The following is a 16333-nucleotide window of genomic DNA, read 5'->3' as shown; positions in this document are numbered from 1 at the left end:
GCACTGATCGGCCAAAAGATTCACCTGCTTCTGGCAAGGAAGCCCCAACATTCATGCCGGGTGCGAATCGCCTCGTGTGTCCGTGGAGCGGAGCGTCGCCGCCTCTGCCCTCTGTCACTGGTTGGAGTGAACGCCGAGTGAATTGCGGTTGTGTGTGCGGCTGCCGAACCCATGAAGCTGGTGGTACAGGTGAAGCTGCTGCCGACGCCCGAGCAGGCGCTGGCACTGGAGGCGACCCTGCGTGCCTGCAATCGGGCGGCCACCTATGCCTCGCAGGTTGCCTTCGCCAGAGGCCTCAAAGACCGCAACGGCCTGCAGAAGGCGTTGTACGCGGATCTGAAGGCGACGTTCGGGCTGTCGGCACAGCCGGTGGTACGGGCGGTGAAGAAGGTCGTCGACGCCTACGCCACCCTGAAAGCCAGTTTGCAGGCCGGGAGTCTGGGCTCACCCGCCTCGAAGCGGTACCGCAGGGCGGTCGGTACCCCGATCGCCTTCCGACCGGATGCCGCGCAGCCGTTCGACGACCGTTGCTTGTCCTGGCAGTACGACGCCCGCACAGTGTCGATCTGGACTGTGGACAGGCGGATGAAGGGCATCCGGTTCGCCTGCTCGCCCGACCAGCTCAAGACGCTCGTAGCGCACCGTAGAGGTGAGAGCGACCTCGTCCAGCGCGGCACGAAGTGGTTCCTGATCGCCACCTGCGACATTCCCGAGCCCGAGGTGTTCGAGCCAGCCGACTGGATCGGAGTGGATCGGGGCATCGTGAACCTCGCCACGACGTCCGACGGCATCAACTATCAGGGGCGACGCCTGGGCCGCTATCGGCGCTGGCAGGCCCGTAAACGCGCCGAACTCCAGCAGAAGCAGACCCGCTCGGCCACTCGCCGTCTCGCGCGCCGTGCGCAGAAGGAGAAGCACCATGCCACGCACGTGAACCACCGGATCAGTAGGGAGATCGTGTTCGTCGCGCAACGCACCGGTCGTGGGATTGCAGTCGAAGCTCTCGGCGGCATCCGCGAGCGGGTACGGCTTCGCCGCGACCAGCGGGGCACGCTCTCTTCCTGGCCCTTCCACCAGCTTGGCCAACATCTCGCTTACAAAGCCAAGCGGGCCGGGGTGCCATTCCTTGAGGTGGACGCGCGCCATACCTCGCAGCGATGCCCGCGCTGCGGACACACCGAGCGGGCCAACCGGCCTACCCGGGACCATTTCCGCTGTCGTCGGTGCGGCCTCGTTGGGCCGGCCGATGTCGTCGCCGGGGTGAACGTGCGCGACCGCGCACGCTCGGCGTGGGTGCTTGTCACCGCACCCGCACCCTCTCCCTGAACCTGCGAGTGGGTGGATGCGACCCGTGACCGTCCTGTCGCAGGGGGGCAGTCGGGAGCGCGACGAGGTGTGAGCGACCGAGAGCACAAGCTCGGCCGTTCACGGCCGAGAAGGTGACGGCAACCTTTCAGATCTCCGTGACCACAGACGGGTCGGAAGCCCGCTCACGCGGGCTCGCTCGCGGATCGCTGCCACACGATCAGCTGTCACACTTCCGCGGCGCCCGGCGTCAGTGCGGTACCTACCGCTTCTGACCAGGGGAGTTCCTCATGCGGACCGCACACGTCGTCGTCACCGTCGCAGCCGCCCTGATGTCCGGTTTCTCCGGCGCCGTCCTGCTCCTGCGCGCCCAGTGGATCGTGCGGGCGCTCACCGACTACTCGGTGCCCAGGTCGTGGTGGACGTGGCTCGGGCTGGCCAAGGCCGCCGGGGCCGTGGGGCTGGTGGTGGGGCTGTTCGTGCCGGTGATCGGGGTGCTGGCGGGGGTCGGGCTGGTGCTGTACTTCCTCGGGGCCGCGGTGACGGTGGCGCGGGCACGGTGGTACTCGCACATCGCGTTCCCGCTGGTGTACGCCGCTCCGGTGGCCGGCGCGCTGGCACTCGCGTACGCGAGCTGACCGGCGGAAGCGAACGGGCCCGGAAACCAGCTGGTGAGGCGGGTTCCGGGCCCGTTCGGCCTGTCTCGTTTCGTGCCTACTCGCCGCCGAAGCGCTCCTTGTACGTCACCAGGTCCTCGTCCGTGAGCTTCGCGAAGAGGACCGGCGGGACGGTGAAGGGGGTGCCGACGGGGACGGCCGTGAGGGACCTGGCCTCGTCCGGGGTGACCCAGGTCGCCGTGTCGTCCGTCAGGGCGAAGGCCTGGCGCATGGCTGCCGAGCTCGTCGGGATGAAGGGCTCCGAGACCACCGCGTAGAGGTGGATCAGGTTCATCGCGGTGCGCAGGGTGAGGGCGGCGCCGTCCTTGTCGGTCTTGATCTCCAGCCAGGGGGCCTTCTCCTCCAGGTAGGAGTTGCCGGCCGACCACAGGGCGCGCAGGGCCGCCGCCGCCTTGCGGAACTGGAGGGTCTCCATGTGGTTCTCGTACTCGGCGAGCAGCTCGGCGATCTGCTCGCCCAGCTTCGCCTCCGCCTCGCCGGGCTCGCCGCCCGCCGGGACCTCCTCGCCGAAGCGCTTCTTGGAGAAGGACAGCACGCGGTTGACGAAGTTGCCGAGGGTGTCGGCGAGGTCCTTGTTCACCGTCGCCGTGAAGTGCTCCCAGGTGAAGGACGCGTCGTCCGACTCGGGGGCGTTGGCGATCAGGAAGTAGCGCCAGTAGTCGGCGGGGAGGATCTCCAGGGCCTGGTCGGTGAAGACGCCGCGCTTCTGGGACGTGGAGAACTTGCCGCCGTAGTACGTCAGCCAGTTGAAGGCCTTGACGAAGTCGACCTTCTTCCAGGGCTCGCGGATGCCGAGTTCCGTGGCCGGGAACATCACCGTGTGGAACGGGACGTTGTCCTTCGCCATGAACTGCGTGTAGCGGACGTCGGTGTCGACGTCGTACCACCACGACTTCCAGTCGCGGTTCTCCGGGTCCAGATCGGACCACTCCTTCGTCGCGCCGAGGTACTCGATCGGGGCGTCGAACCAGACGTAGAAGACCTTGCCCTCGGCCGCCAGCTCCGGCCAGGTGTCCGCGGGGACCGGGACGCCCCAGTCCAGGTCACGGGTGATCGCGCGGTCGTGCAGGCCCTCGGTCAGCCACTTGTGGGCGATCGAGGAGGCCAGGTGCGGCCAGACGCCGTCGTGGCGGGCGACCCACTCCATGACCTCGCTCTGCAGCTTGGACTGGAGGAGGAAGAGGTGCTTGGTCTCGCGGACCTCCAGGTCCGTGGAGCCGGAGATCGCCGAGCGCGGGTCGATCAGGTCGGTCGGGTCGAGTACGCGGGTGCAGTTCTCGCACTGGTCGCCGCGGGCCTTGTCGTAGCCGCAGTGGGGGCAGGTGCCCTCGACGTAGCGGTCCGGGAGGAAGCGGCCGTCGGTGGGGCTGTACACCTGGCGGATGGCGCGCTCTTCGATGAAGCCGTTCTCGTGCAGCTTGCGGGCGAAGTGCTGGGTGATCTCGACGTTCTGGGAGCTGGAGCTGCGGCCGAAGTAGTCGAAGGCCAGCGCGAAGCCGTCGTAGACCGCCTTCTGGGCGTCGTGCGCCTGCGCGCAGAAGTCCGCCACGGGGATGCCCTGCTCCTTCGCGGCCAGCTCGGCCGGGGTGCCGTGCTCGTCCGTGGCGCAGATGTAGAGGACGTCGTGGCCGCGCTGGCGGAGGTACCGGGAGTACACGTCCGCCGGGAGCATGGACCCCACCATGTTGCCCAGGTGCTTGATTCCGTTGATGTACGGAAGGGCGCTGGTGATGAGGTGTCGAGCCATCGGGGGATGCTCCCAGGTCGGTTCTGCTGCTGGTTTTGCGAACCTTGAAATCGTAGCCGACATGGGTGGGCCGCCCGCTTCCCGTTTTGAGGGGTGGGAAGGGGGCGGCCGGGGTGGGCGACCGGGGGCGACCGGAGGTGGGAGCTACGGGCGCCAGTTCGCCAGGATGCCCTCGTAGACCTGCTGGTCGGTCAGCTCCAGGGGGGTCTCGCCGGCCAGGAAGTGGGCCGTGTTGTCCGTCTTGAGCTTGCGGAGGTAGTCGAAGGCCTTCTGCTCGGGGTCGCCGAAGGCGACGAAGGAGAAGAACACGGAGGGGTGGTTCTTCGCGGCCTCGGTGAGGGCGTGGGTGGCGGGGGTCTTGGCGTCGGGGGCGCCGTCGGTCTGGAAGATCACCAGGGCGGGGGTGTCGGGGGCGGTCTTCTGGTGGTGGGTGACCACCTCGTCGACGGCTACGTGGTAGCTGGTGCGGCCCATGCGGCCGAGGGCGGCGTGGAGCTCGTCGATCTTGGTCTCGTGGTCGGTGAGGGTGAGTTCGCCGGTGCCGTCGAGTTCGGTGGAGAAGAAGACGACGTGGACCGTGGCCTCGGGGTCGAGGTGGGCGGCGAGGGCGAGGGTCTGGTCGCCGAGGGCCTGGGCGGAGCCGTCCTTGTAGTACGGGCGCATGCTCGCGGAGCGGTCGAGGACGAGGTAGACCTTGGCGTTGGTGCCGGTGAGGTCGTGCTTCTTGAGGGCGGTGGCGGCGGCGCGGTGGGCTGTGCGGAGGGTTCGGGGGATCTTGGGTGCGGTGTCGACTGCCTCGGGCTCGGCCTCTTCCTCGGCTTCGCCTTCGGGCTCCGGGTTCCCACCCGCACCACCCGTGCTGCTTTCGTCGTCGGCTGTGAGTGGCCCTTGCGGGGCTGCCTCGCCGTCGGCGGCCGCGGGGGTGTCTGTGGCAGGGGTGGCCTCGGCTTCGCCTTCGGCCTCCGGGTTCCCACCCGCACCACCCGTGCTGCTTTCGTCGTCGGCTGCGAGTGGCCCCTGTGGGGCGTCCTCGCCGTCGGCGGCTGCGGGCTCGTCGTGCGTCTCCGCGGCGGCCGGTTCGGGGGTGACCTCGGCGACCGGCTCCGGCTCGGGTGCCGCTTCCTCGGCCGCGGCGACCGGGGCCGGCTCATCGACGACCGGCTCGGGCTCTGCGGCGACCGGGGTCTCCGCGACCGGCTCGGCGGCAGCCGGTTCCTCGGCAGCCGGCTCCTCTACGACCGGCTCCTCAGCCACCGGCGTCTCGGCGACGGCCTCCTCGGCGGTCGGCTCCTCGGCGACCGGAGTCTCGGCAGCTGCCTCCTCGGCGACCGGAGTCTCGGTCACGGCCTCCTCGGCCACCGCCGTCTCAGCCGCAGCCTCCTCAGCCACCGGAGTCTCCGCGACGGCCTCCTCAGCCACCGTCGCCTCAGCCGCAGCCTCCTCGGCAACCGCCGTCTCAGCAGCCGCCTCCTCAGCCGCAGCCGCCCCTTCCGGCGCCGCCTCCCCCTCCGCCACCGTCTCCACCGGCTTCGCCGGCTTCGGCACCGTGACGTTGTTGAAGGCGGCCGAGACCAGCTCGTGCTCGTCCTTCGACGTTCCCTCTGCCGGCTCCGCTGTCGCCTCTGCCCGCTTCGGCGTCTCCGGCGTCTCCGGTCCCTCCGGTGCGGTCGGCTCGGCGACGCGCGGTTCCGGTACCTGGGCGGTAGCCGTCGGCTGGGGTTCGGGGGACGGGGACGGGACCGTCGGCTGCGGTTCCGGCGAAGGAGTCGCACCCTCTGCTTCGGCGGTACGCCCCTTGCGTGACCGGCCGAACGCGTTCCGCAGGAGAGTGAGAATGCCCATGTGCGCAACCCTTCGCGTGAGTTGATGCCCGTAGATCCCTGGCCAGGACGGACACGTAAGGTTAGCGGCCCCGGATGGCGATCTTGGGGAGGGGCTGCCACAAGGGGTCCAGGTACGTCAAGGGCTGCATCGAGTCGAGTCGGGGCGTGGGCCCAACTGCCGTACATCTACCTCTGGTTCACCCTCCGTTCACCCGGTCGCCCCGCTCCCGCACAAACGTGCCCCTACCGTCCCCCACGCTGCACTCAAGGGGAAGCAAGGGGAGAACAAAACACCATGCGCATTCCGTTGCCGATCATCAAAACGAACAGTGACTCGCATCACGCCAACCGGTCTGCCCTGACCTGCCGGTTCCGGTGTGGTGACGCCTGTTTCCACGAGGTGCCGAATACCACCACGAACCCGTACGTAGGTGACGTCATCGCCGACGCCATCAGCCGTCGTACGACGCTGCGCGCCGCCGCCGTCGTCAGCGCGGCCGCCGCCGTGGGCGCCACCGCCACCGTCGCCGCGCCGCAGGCCGACGCCGCCGAGGCCGCCGACGCCGCCGCCGTGACCGAGAAGACCGGCGGCACCTTCTCGCGCGGTGCCCGCGGCCTGCGCTTCAGCCCCGTCGCGCCGAACACCGCCGACACCGTGACCATCCCGGACGGCTACGCGCAGAACATCGTCATCCGCTGGGGCGAGCCCATCCTGCGCGGTGCGCCGGCCTTCGACCCGGAGAACCAGACCGGCGAGTCGCAGTCCAAGCAGTTCGGCTACAACAACGACTTCCTCGCGCTGCTCCCGCTGCCCGGCGAGCGGGGCCGGCAGATACTCGTCGCCAACCACGAGTACACGGACGAAGTGCTCATGTTCCGTGGCTACGACGCCGCCAACCCGACGAAGCAGCAGGTCGAGGTCGCCTGGGCCGCGCACGGGCTCTCCGCCGTCGTCGTCGAGGGCGACCGGCGCAGCGGGAAGCTCACCGCCGTGCCGCGCCACCCGCTCAACCGGCGCGTCACCGCCACCACCGAGTTCAAGGTCACCGGCCCCGCCGCCGGCTCCGACCTGCTGAAGACCTCCGCCGACCCGACCGGCACCAAGGTCCTCGGTACGCTCAACAACTGCTCCGGCGGTGTCACGCCCTGGGGCACCACGCTGCACGGCGAGGAGAACTTCAACCAGTACTTCGCCAACGCCACCCGCGCGACCGACAAGCGGTACGGGCTCGGAACCGGTGCGACCGAGCGCAAGTGGGAGCGGTTCGACAAGCGGTTCGACGTCGCGCAGGAGCCGAACGAGCCGCACCGCTTCGGGTACGTCGTCGAGCTCGACCCGTACGACCCGACCGCCGCGCCGCGCAAGCACACCGCGATCGGCCGTTTCAAGCACGAGGGCGCGACCGTGCGGCTGACCGAGGACGGGCGGCCCGTCGTCTACTCCGGTGACGACGAGCGCTTCGACTACTTCTACAAGTTCGTCAGCAGCAAGCGGATGAAGAAGGGCACGTCCCGGGCCGTGCGCGAGCACAACCTCTCGCTGCTCGACGAGGGGACCCTGTACGTCGCCAAGCTCACCGGTGACTCCCCCGCCATCGAGATCGACGGCACCGGCAAGCTGCCGGCCGACGGTGAGTTCGACGGCAGCGGCGAGTGGATCCCGCTGGCCACCGCCACCGCCGACGGTGCCGAGTCGCACGTCGAGGGGATGACGGCCGAGGAGGTCTTCGTCTTCACCCGTCTCGCCGGTGACAAGGTGGGCGCCACGAAGATGGACCGGCCCGAGGACATCGAGCCGAACCCGCACACCGGCAAGGTGTACGTCGCGCTCACCAACAACTCCAATCGCGGCAAGACCGGCTTCGCCGCCGCCGACGAGGCCAACCCGCGCAACAGCAACAAGCACGGCCAGGTCCTGGAGCTGACCGAGCGCTGGAACCGCGCCGACAGCAAGAAGTTCGCCTGGTCGCTGTTCCTGGTCGCCGGTGACCCGAACGACCCGGCCACCTACTTCGCCGGGTTCCCGAAGGACGACGTCTCCCCGATCTCCTGCCCGGACAACGTCGCCTTCGACTCGTACGGCAACCTGTGGATCTCCACCGACGGCAACCAGCTCGGCTTCCACGACGGCCTCTTCGGCGTCGCCACGCGCGGTGACAAGCGTGGTGAGCTCAAGCAGTTCCTGACGATGCCGATCGGCGCGGAGACCTGCGGCCCGGTCATCCAGGACCGCCGCGTCCTGGTCGCCGTGCAGCACCCGGGCGAGGTCGACGGCGCCTCCGTCGAGAAGCCCGCGAGCGCCTGGCCCGACGGTGCCGGCACGTTCGTCCGCCCGGCGGTCGTGGCCGTCTGGCGCGAGGACGGCTGCAACATCGGCGTCTGATCGACAAGGGCGGCAACAGATGCCGTTACGGGAGTGCTGGGACCGGCGGCTGCCGCTCACCGTCGCGTTCCAGCCACTCCCGGTACGCCGGCGCCTGCCGTGCCGCCTCCCAGTACGCCTCCTCGAGGGCGGGGTAGACACCGTCCAGGTCCGTCTCCGTACGGGCCGCGAGGAGCAGGCGTACGCCGAGGGGGTCGCCGTGCAGGCGCCGTACCGCCATCGTGGGGCTGTCGGCGTGGGTCGGCTGGCAGATGGCCACCACCTCGCCGGTGGCGACGAGGGCGTCCGCCGTGTAGTAGTCGCCGTGCAGGACATGGGGGTTGACGCCGGCCGCGCGGAACATCCGCTGCACGGCGTCCCACTCGCCGTCGACCGTCGGGTCGACCATCCAGCGGTCTTCGGCCAGGTCGGGGAGGGTGACCTCCGACTTCGCCGTGGCCGGGTGGTCGGTGGGCAGGGACACGAACTGCGGTTCGCGTTCCATCAACACGCGTAGGCGCAGCTCCGGCGGGAACCGTAGCGGGCAGCCCTCCACCTCGTGCACGAAGGCCACGTCCAGCTGGCCGTCGGCGACCATGCGCAGCAGGGCGTTCGGGGAGACGTTCATATGGAGGGTCGGGTCCTGGCCGTGGCCGCGCAGCCGGCGCAGCCAGCCCGCCAGGGCCTTGCTGGCCGTCGAGCCGACGCGCAGCTCCGGGCCGCCCGTCGCGGCCGCCCGCGCCTCGGCGACCAGGGCACGCATGTCGGCCACCAGCGGACGGGCCCGGCTGAGGACGAGGCGGCCCAGCGGGGTGGGGCGGCAGCCGGATCTCGCGCGCAGGAACAGGGCGCCGCCGAGCTCCTGCTCGATCCGCCGCAGTTGCGTGCTCAACGATGGCTGAGCGACGCCCAGTTGGCGGGCGGCCCGGTGCAGACTGCCGGTGTCGGCTATGGCGCACAGCGCGCGGAGGTGTCTGACCTCAAGGTCCATGCCCTCGGAGACTAAAGCGGAATCAAAGCTTTCACCAGCCGTACAAATCCCCCCGGATGCCTGTCAATTGGGCCCCCGATAGGGCCGCGCTATCACCGGTTGCCATCATCACAGCCGCCCCACAGACGCCGACACTCGCCTTGACGACTCACCCCCCACCTAGGAGTCATCAATGCGTATGTCCATGGCCATGTCCGCACGTACGACCCGTGCGGCGGCGGTCGGTCTCAGTGTCGCGGTACTCGGCCTGGGTACGGCCGTTCCGGCGACGGCGGCGACGGCACCCGTGCACGCCGGCTACGTCGCCAAGTCGGCCGAGTCCGACGCCGGTCGGGCGTTCTTCGAGGCGGTCCTGAAGTCCGTCGCCGAGAAGCGCGCCGAGAACCCGAGCGCCGCGGCCGTCACGGTCGTCTACGACGCCTCCGGCGCGCCCACGTTCAGCGCCCAGATAGCCCGCAGCACCGAGATATGGAACGGCTCGGTGTCCAACGTCAAGCTCCAGGAGGGCTCGAACGCCGACTTCACCTACCGCGAGGGCAACGACTCGCGCGGCTCGTACGCCTCGACGGACGGGCACGGCAACGGGTACATCTTCCTCGACTACCAGCAGAACCAGGAGTACGACTCCACTCGCGTCACCGCGCACGAGACGGGGCACGTTCTCGGTCTGCCGGACCACTACGAGGGGCCGTGCAGTGAGCTGATGTCGGGCGGCGGACCCGGTACGTCCTGCACGAATGCCATCCCGGACTCGAACGAGCGGGCCAAGGTCGAGCAGTTGTGGGCCAACGGGTTCGCTGCGGCGATGGACAAGGCCCTGCACAAGGCCGCCCGCTAGCAAGCCAGAAACGCCGAGTTCCCAGACCCACCCCCCACATGGCGCGGTCGCCCTCCTGCACGGGGCGGCCGCGCCGGCCTTTCAGGGGCGGCTGCCGATCAGCTTTCCTCATGCGGCGACGTGATCGCCCGGGCCGCTGCCACCTCCTGGCGCAGGGGCTCCAGGACGCTGTCCGCCGGGCCCGTCAGGTCCGTGCGGACCGCGTACAGCGTTTCGGCCTCTCTTACGCCCGTCGCCAACTCCCGTAGCTGGAGCGCGACTTGGGTTACCTCGCTCTCGGACGGCGGCGTCGCCCCGTGTCTCACCCGCACCCGTGCCGCCGTCGTCGCGTCCACGATCCGCTCCACCGCCACCACCAGGGGCCACCAGGCCGCCGCCCGGCGTCCGGTCGGTGGGGGTTCGGTCAGGGCGCGTTGGAACTCCGTGCGGATGGCGGAGAGGTTGCGGTAGAGGCGGCGGCGCATGCGGGCGCGGGCCGGTGGGTCGACGGGGTGCGGGCCGAAGGCGCCCTCCACGTAGCGTGCCGTGTCGTCCACCGCGTCCGCGAGCCGGTCGCCGACGCGGGTGTGCCAGCTCTCCGGCCACAGCAGGTACCCGGCGACGAGGGTGATCGCGCAGCCGAGGAGGGAGTCGACGAGGCGGGGCAGCAGCAGTGCGGTGCCCTCGCGGTTCAGGATGTCCGACAGGAGCAGGATCACCGGGGTGATGGCGGCCGTCTGGTAGCCGTACCCGCGGGGCGTGAACGCCGGGATCAGGGGTGCGAGCAGCATCAGCGTCGGTACGTCCGCCCAGCCGCGCGGCACCTGGGCCAGTACCGCCGCCGCGATGACCAGCCCGGCGACCGTGCCCATCGCCCGCAGCAGGGCCCGGGAGAAGACGGAGCCGAAGTCGGGCTTGAGGACGAAGGTGATGGTCAGGGCGACCCAGTAGGAGCGGGGGACGGGGATGAGGGACACCAGGGCCTGGGCCAGTCCGATGCACAGGGCCAGGCGCAGGCCGTAGCGCCAGGAGGCGGCGGAGAGCGTCACGTTGCGCAGTGCGCGGGCGGTGCGGATGCTCAGGGCGGCGGGTCGGCCGAGGCGGTCGTCGATGCCGCGGGGGTCCACGTCGGGGGTGGCGACGACCTCGGCGGCATGGCGCAGGGCGTGGTCCACGGCGCGGGCGGCGTCGGTGGTGGGGGCCGGCAGCTTCAGGCCTGTCGGGCCCGTGTAGCCGGTTTCGACGGCTGAGGCGAGGTGCCGTACGGACTGGGGGATCTCGGGCGGGAGCGGGGTGCCGCTGAGGTGGGCGGCGGGGGCGGCCTCCACCACCGGGGTGATGGCGTTCAACTGGGCCAGCAGCCGGGTGAGTTCGGGGCTGCGGCCGTGGTGGCGGGCGCGATGGGCGAGGACGGTGTCGTACGACTGGTTCAGGGACTGGGTGACGGCGTGCCGGGCGTCGTCGTACGCCTGGGTGCTGCCGCCGCCGCAGGCCGTGAGCAGGTCGGCGACCGCCCGGTAGGTGTCCGCGACCGCGCTCCGTTCCGGCACTCCCATCCGCAGCGGCCAGGCGAGCAGTCCGAGGAGGAGGACGAGCAGGCCGCCGCCGGACAGCAGCAGCGGTGCGTGCCACCACTCGCCGGGCAGCGGGAGGCCCGCCCCGACCACGCAGGTCAGCAGCAGCAACAGGCCCGACACGGAGGCGACCGCGCCGATCGTCGAGATCATCCCGGAGACCAGCGCGACGCCGGTGACGGCGGCGACGGCGACCCAGCCGTGCCCGTACACGAGGGCGCCGAGGGTGATGCCGACGGCGCTGAAGAGCTGGGGGACGGCGATGGTGGGGATACGGATGCGGTACGCCGTGGCGGTGTCGCTGATGACGCCGTTGAGGGCGCCCATCGCGGCGAGGGCGCCGTACTCGGGTCGGCCGGTGGCGAGGCCGATGGCCAGGGGCAGGGGGATCGCGATCGCGGCGCGGATCACGGCCGGCCGGTTGACGGGGGCCGGCTGGGCCCGGAGGTTCCGCACCAGCCAGTCGGGGGGTGTGAGGCCGATGGGGAACTCGCGGGGCATGCGGCCCATTATGAGCACCCTCGTTCAGCTCATCGGCGCTGGTGAAGCGTGACGTCGGTGAGAAGCGCGCGGTGGTCGGTGTCGGGCAGGTCGAGGAAGCGGGCGGCGCGGACGGAGAAGTCCGCGGAGAGGAGCACGTGGTCGATCTGTACGCCGAAGGCGGGCATGGTGCGCGCGGGCCAGCTGGGGGTGCGGTCGTGGCCGGCGAGGCGGGTGGCGTCGCGCAGGCCGGTGTCGAGGATGCGGCGGAAGGCGGCGTGGTCCTGGGAGGCGTTGAAGTCGCCGGCGAGGATCAGGGGCGTACGGCTGTCACCGGCGTTCCCGGCGTTCCCGGCGTTCCCGGTGTTCCCGGCGTTCCCGGTGTTCCGGGTGTTCCCGCTGTTCTCGGCGGCGAAGTCGCGCAGCTTGCCCAGTTCCTCGCGCCACAGGTCGGTCCGGCCGGGCAGCGGCGGCATGGGATGTGCGAGCTGCAGCCGTACGGCGTGTCCGCGCACGTCGGCGACGGCGCCGGGCATGGCCATGGTGCCGGGGACGCCGTCGGCGGCGCTGAGCGGGAAGCGGCTGAGGACGACCGAGCCCGCCGAGCCGGCGGACACCTGGGCCGCCCGGTGCGGATAGTCGGTGCCGAGGGCCCGCTTGAGCGTGTCGTCGCAGGTGTACTCGCACTCCTGTACGAACACGAGGTCCGGCTTCTCGCGGCGGACGGCCTCGACCAGGGCGTCGGTCGCGTGCCCGAACTCGACGTTCGAGGTCAGCACCCGGAAGGAGACGAGCGGCGCCCCGCCCGGCTCACCGGTCTTCCCGTACGGCTCGATGAACCACGCCAGCAGCCCGAGCAGGGCGACGGCCCAGACGACGCCGGTCCACCAGCGGGAGAACAGCGCGAGCAGCAGCCCGAACCCGGTGGGCACGAGCAGCCACGGCAGGAAGGCGAGGAGCTGCGGGAAGGGGGTGATGCAGTCGGTGTCGGCGACGCGACAGCCGACGACCGCGCTGACGCCGAGGAACAGCAGGGCAGCCGCAGTCTCCAAGGGCCGGCCTTCCGCTCGCGGGTGGGATGCCCGAATCCTCCCTCAAAGACGGGGGTCGTGGGGTGAAGGTTGCGTGGGCGGGAGGGGTCCCGGTGGTGCGTGCCGATGATGGGGCGCCGGTCACCGAGTGGGACAAGGAGATCCGAGATGACACCTGTGCAGGTCAACTGGCTGACTCTGCTGCTCGCACCGATCGCCGTCGTCGGGCTGGTGGTCGCCCTGGGCGCCAAGCTTTCGTCGTCCAGGAGGGGCGAGCCGATGCCCGGATGGGCCAATGCCGTTCAGGGTGCGGCGATCGCGTTCGTGCTGCTCGTGGCCATCCTGAACTGGCAATGAGCGGTTCGTGGGCGGGGTCGGATCACCCGTCGACCCGGGCCAGAAACGCCCCCAGCGCCTCGTTGAACTCCGCCGGCCGCTCCAGGTTCGGCATGTGCGCGGCCCCGTCGATCACCCGCAGGGTCGAGTCCGGGAGCGCCGCGTGCATCGCCTGCGCGTCGGCGACGGGGGTGTAGGCGTCGTCCGCGCCCACCACGACCAGGGCGGGGACCGTGACGCGGGTCAGCAGGGTGCGGTAGTCGGGGCGTTCGGCGCGGCCGCGCAGGGCCGCCGCGGCGCCCTCGGGCGGCGTCGCCGTCATCATGCGGTGGACGTGGGCCTTGACCTCGGCGTCCGCGTACGGCGCGACCATCTTCTCCAGCACCTCGTCGGCGTATCCGCGCATGCCCTCGCGCAGCAGCCGGTCCGCCATGGCGCCCCGCGTCCGCCTGCCCTCCGCCGTCTCCGCGGCCGGGAAGGTGTCCGCGAGGACCAGGCCCCGGATGCGGCCGGGGAAGCGGTCGTAGCACTCCATGACGATCTGGCCGCCCATCGACAGGCCCGCCAGCACGAAGGTCTCCACCTTCAGGTCGTCCAGCAGGGCCTCGATGTCCCGGGCGAAGTCGGAGAGAAGCGTGATGCCGGGGACGACCGGGGAGGCGCCGTAGCCGCGCAGGTCGGGGGCGATCACCCGGCGGGCGGCGGAGAACGTCTCGATCTGCGGGGCCCACATCGTGCGGTCGAAGGGGTGGCCGTGGACGAGGACGAGGGGAGTCGACGAAGAATCGATGCCTTTGTCCTCGTATGCGAGGGAAGGTGTCATGTGAACGACCCTAGATCGGCCCAACTCCTCGGTGCAATAAGATCTTTGCCCTCGGTGCAATGTCAGGGGGAGAGCACGTGAACGACTATCGGCGCCTCGCCGACCGCATAGCCGACGACATCACCGCCGGACGGCTCAAGCCCGGCGAACGGCTGCCGCCGCAGCGGGTGTTCGCACGGCGGCGCGGGATCGCCGGGTCGACGGCGGGGCGGGTCTACGCGGAACTCGTGCGGCGCGGGCTGGTCGTCGGCGAGGTCGGCCGCGGCACGTTCGTGCGGGCCGCTCCGGCGGGGTCCGGGCGGGCGCTCGTCGAGGCGGCGACCGCGGGGCCGGTGAACCTGGAGCTCAACTACCCTTCCGTGCCGGGCGAGGCGGAGCTCCTCGCCGCGACCTTCGGCCCGCTGCTGCGCCCCGACGTGCTGGCCGAGGCCCTGCGCCCGGCCGCCGCCACCGGCACACCCGCGGCCCGGAAGGCGGCGGCCGCGCTCCTCGCCACCCCCGGCTGGCGCCCCGCTCCCGCCCAGGTCCTGTTCACCGGCAGCGGCCGTCAGTCCATCGCCGCCACCCTCGCGTCCCTCGTCCGGCCCGGCGGCCGGGTCGGAGCCGAGGCGCTGACGTACCCCGTGGTCAAGGAGATCGCCGCCCGGCTCGGCATCACCCTGGTGCCGCTGGCCACGGACGAGGAGGGACCGCGCCCGGAGTCCGTGGCCGCCGCCCACCGCACGGCCCCGCTGGCCGCGCTCTACCTCCAGCCGACCCTGCACAACCCGACCTCGGTGACGACGAGCCCCGAACGCCGACGCCAACTCGCCCGCACCGCACTCGACTTGGACATCCCCGTCGTCGAGGACCGCATCTGGTCCTTCCTCACGGACGACGACCCCTTCGCCGCGCACGCGCCCGGCCTCACCCATGTCGTCGACAGCCTCTCCAAGCGCGTCGCGCCCGGACTCACGGTCGGTTTCGCCGTCGTGCCCGAGGCACGGGTCGAGGCGGTGGCGGCGGCCGTGCGGTCCGGTGGCTGGAGTGCGGGGCGGTTCGCGGTGGAGGCGGCGGTGCGGTGGATCGGGGACGGGACGGTGCGGCGGCTGGTCGCGGCGAAGCGGGCGGACGCGGCGCACCGGCAGCGGATCGTCGGCGAGGAGCTGCGCGGATTCGCCGTACGGGCCGATCCGCGCACCTGTTTCGCCTGGTGGGAGCTGCCGGCACCGTGGCGCGCGGACACCTTCACGGCCGCCGCGGCCGCGCACGGGATCGCCGTCACCCCCGGCCCCGCCTTCGCCGTCGATGCGAACCGCACCCCGGACGCGGTCAGACTCGGGCTCGCGTCGGCCCCGGAGCCGGATCTGCGGCGGGCGCTGCGGACGCTCGCCGGCGTCGCGCGAGCAGCTCGCTGAGCCGGCAGAGGAGGGCCGCCGTCAGGCCGAGGGCGATCAGCAGCCAGGACACCGTGCGCAGGGTCTGCGTCAGGGCGTCGTAGACCGCGCCGGCGGCCGGGCGGTGGGCCGCCTCGGGCAGGTCGGCCAGCGTGAGTCGGCGGCCGATCGCCACCGCGAGCAGCAGGAACGCGCCGCCGAGGGCCGTGCCCAGCGCGGTCGCCGTGAGGGCGCGGCGGCGGCAGGCGGCGACGGCGATGCCGGTCGTGGCGAGGACGGCGGCCGAGACGGGCAGCCAGAAACCGGCGACTTCGAGCACGTGGTACCCCTTCCTGAGCCGGTCCAGCTCCTGTGCCGGGAGCACCGGGACCTCGGTGTGCTCGACCGGGATGTGCCGCGCCAACGGCACGTGATCCGCGGTGAGTTGGCGTTTGACCTGGGCGGTGACCGGGGCGAGGTCGACGGTGACGGTGCCCTCGCGCCCGCCCTGAAGGGCACTCAGGACGGAGCCGTGCAGCGCCCTGTTGCCCGCGTCCCACGCCGTGCGGAAGGCCTCGGTCCGCGTGAAGGAACGCACCGCGTCGTACACGAAGGGACGCACGGTGCCGCGTTCGTCGCGGATGCCGAGTTCGTGGTCGAGCCGGGGGGCCATCTCGTGCATGATCCCGGCCCCGACGGTGTCCGCGACCGCGCCCTGCACGGCCGGATCCCCGGCGAGCGGCGCCATCGTGGTGACGTAGCGCCCCGTGTCCGCGAGCCCGTACGTCACCCAGGCCGCCAGCGCGCCGAACGGCACGAGGAGGCACGACAGGGCGATCAGCGCTGCCGACAGGGCGTTCCGCAGACGGGTGAGCACGTTCTCAGGCAAGGGGGCCGGGGGGCGGGGCGCCAGTGGTCCGCCTGCATACGGCCGCACGATTCCGCTCTCCCGTGGCTCTGCGATGCCTCTCCGGTGGAGCGTTCACCCGAACGGGTGTCTCATGGATCAGGG

Annotated in this window: 13 protein-coding genes; 6 read left to right on the top strand and 7 right to left on the bottom strand. The window is 71.3% G+C overall.

The features are described 5' to 3' along the window. The first annotated feature begins 171 nt into the window (after positions 1-171). A complete protein-coding gene (locus ABD932_RS22320) occupies positions 172-1326 on the top strand; it encodes an RNA-guided endonuclease InsQ/TnpB family protein (RefSeq protein ID WP_345015297.1) in 1155 nt (384 codons plus the stop codon). Positions 1327-1595: 269 nt separating this feature from the next. After that, positions 1596-1943, top strand: coding sequence for a DoxX family protein (locus ABD932_RS22315; protein ID WP_345015296.1), 348 nt, complete (start codon positions 1596-1598; stop codon positions 1941-1943). 76 nt (positions 1944-2019) lie between these two features. Here the strand turns inward: ABD932_RS22315 and metG are convergent, their stop codons facing one another. Beyond that, positions 2020-3729 (bottom strand): methionine--tRNA ligase, encoded by a 1710-nt coding sequence (gene metG, locus ABD932_RS22310; protein WP_345015295.1) that lies wholly within the window; start codon positions 3727-3729, stop codon positions 2020-2022. 144 nt (positions 3730-3873) lie between these two features. After that, complete coding sequence (locus tag ABD932_RS22305; RefSeq protein WP_345015294.1) at positions 3874-5571, bottom strand: VWA domain-containing protein; 1698 nt, start codon at positions 5569-5571, stop codon at positions 3874-3876. A gap of 276 nt (positions 5572-5847) precedes the next feature. Here ABD932_RS22305 and ABD932_RS22300 point away from each other — a divergent pair, with 276 nt between their 5' ends. Continuing rightward, a complete protein-coding gene (locus ABD932_RS22300; RefSeq protein ID WP_345015293.1) occupies positions 5848-7935 on the top strand; it encodes a PhoX family protein in 2088 nt (695 codons plus the stop codon). Positions 7936-7960: 25 nt separating this feature from the next. Here ABD932_RS22300 and ABD932_RS22295 read toward each other — a convergent pair whose 3' ends face one another. Beyond that, positions 7961-8905 (bottom strand): LysR family transcriptional regulator, encoded by a 945-nt coding sequence (locus tag ABD932_RS22295; RefSeq protein ID WP_126393583.1) that lies wholly within the window; start codon positions 8903-8905, stop codon positions 7961-7963. A gap of 184 nt (positions 8906-9089) precedes the next feature. On the opposite strand from ABD932_RS22295, the gene snpA reads away from it, so the two are divergent. Then, positions 9090-9743 (top strand): snapalysin, encoded by a 654-nt coding sequence (snpA, locus tag ABD932_RS22290; protein WP_425587502.1) that lies wholly within the window; start codon positions 9090-9092, stop codon positions 9741-9743. 98 nt (positions 9744-9841) lie between these two features. On the opposite strand, the gene ABD932_RS22285 is transcribed toward snpA, so the two are convergent. Then, positions 9842-11797: an FUSC family protein gene (locus tag ABD932_RS22285; RefSeq protein ID WP_345015291.1), complete on the bottom strand. Its 1956-nt coding sequence runs from the start codon at positions 11795-11797 to the stop codon at positions 9842-9844. A 29-nt stretch (positions 11798-11826) separates the two neighbouring features. Then, a complete protein-coding gene (locus ABD932_RS22280) occupies positions 11827-12864 on the bottom strand; it encodes an endonuclease/exonuclease/phosphatase family protein (RefSeq protein ID WP_425587501.1) in 1038 nt (345 codons plus the stop codon). A gap of 111 nt (positions 12865-12975) precedes the next feature. On the opposite strand from ABD932_RS22280, the gene ABD932_RS22275 reads away from it, so the two are divergent. Further along, complete coding sequence (locus tag ABD932_RS22275; RefSeq protein WP_345015289.1) at positions 12976-13164, top strand: hypothetical protein; 189 nt, start codon at positions 12976-12978, stop codon at positions 13162-13164. Between the two features lie 22 nt (positions 13165-13186). Here ABD932_RS22275 and ABD932_RS22270 read toward each other — a convergent pair whose 3' ends face one another. Then, positions 13187-13966, bottom strand: a complete 780-nt coding sequence (locus tag ABD932_RS22270; RefSeq protein ID WP_345015288.1) for an alpha/beta fold hydrolase — start codon at positions 13964-13966, stop codon at positions 13187-13189. Between the two features lie 77 nt (positions 13967-14043). Between ABD932_RS22270 and ABD932_RS22265 the strand changes: the two genes are divergently transcribed. After that, positions 14044-15363: an aminotransferase-like domain-containing protein gene (locus tag ABD932_RS22265; RefSeq protein WP_345015287.1), complete on the top strand. Its 1320-nt coding sequence runs from the start codon at positions 14044-14046 to the stop codon at positions 15361-15363. On the opposite strand, the gene ABD932_RS22260 is transcribed toward ABD932_RS22265, so the two are convergent. Then, positions 15278-16198, bottom strand: coding sequence for a hypothetical protein (locus ABD932_RS22260; protein WP_345015286.1), 921 nt, complete (start codon positions 16196-16198; stop codon positions 15278-15280). The genes ABD932_RS22265 and ABD932_RS22260 overlap by 86 nt on opposite strands. Between the last annotated feature and the right edge of the window lie 135 nt (positions 16199-16333).

Origin of the sequence: Streptomyces shaanxiensis, from assembly GCF_039537145.1 — a bacterium.
GTDB lineage: Bacteria > Actinomycetota > Actinomycetes > Streptomycetales > Streptomycetaceae > Streptomyces > Streptomyces shaanxiensis.
This window is presented reverse-complemented; position numbering and strand designations above follow the sequence as displayed.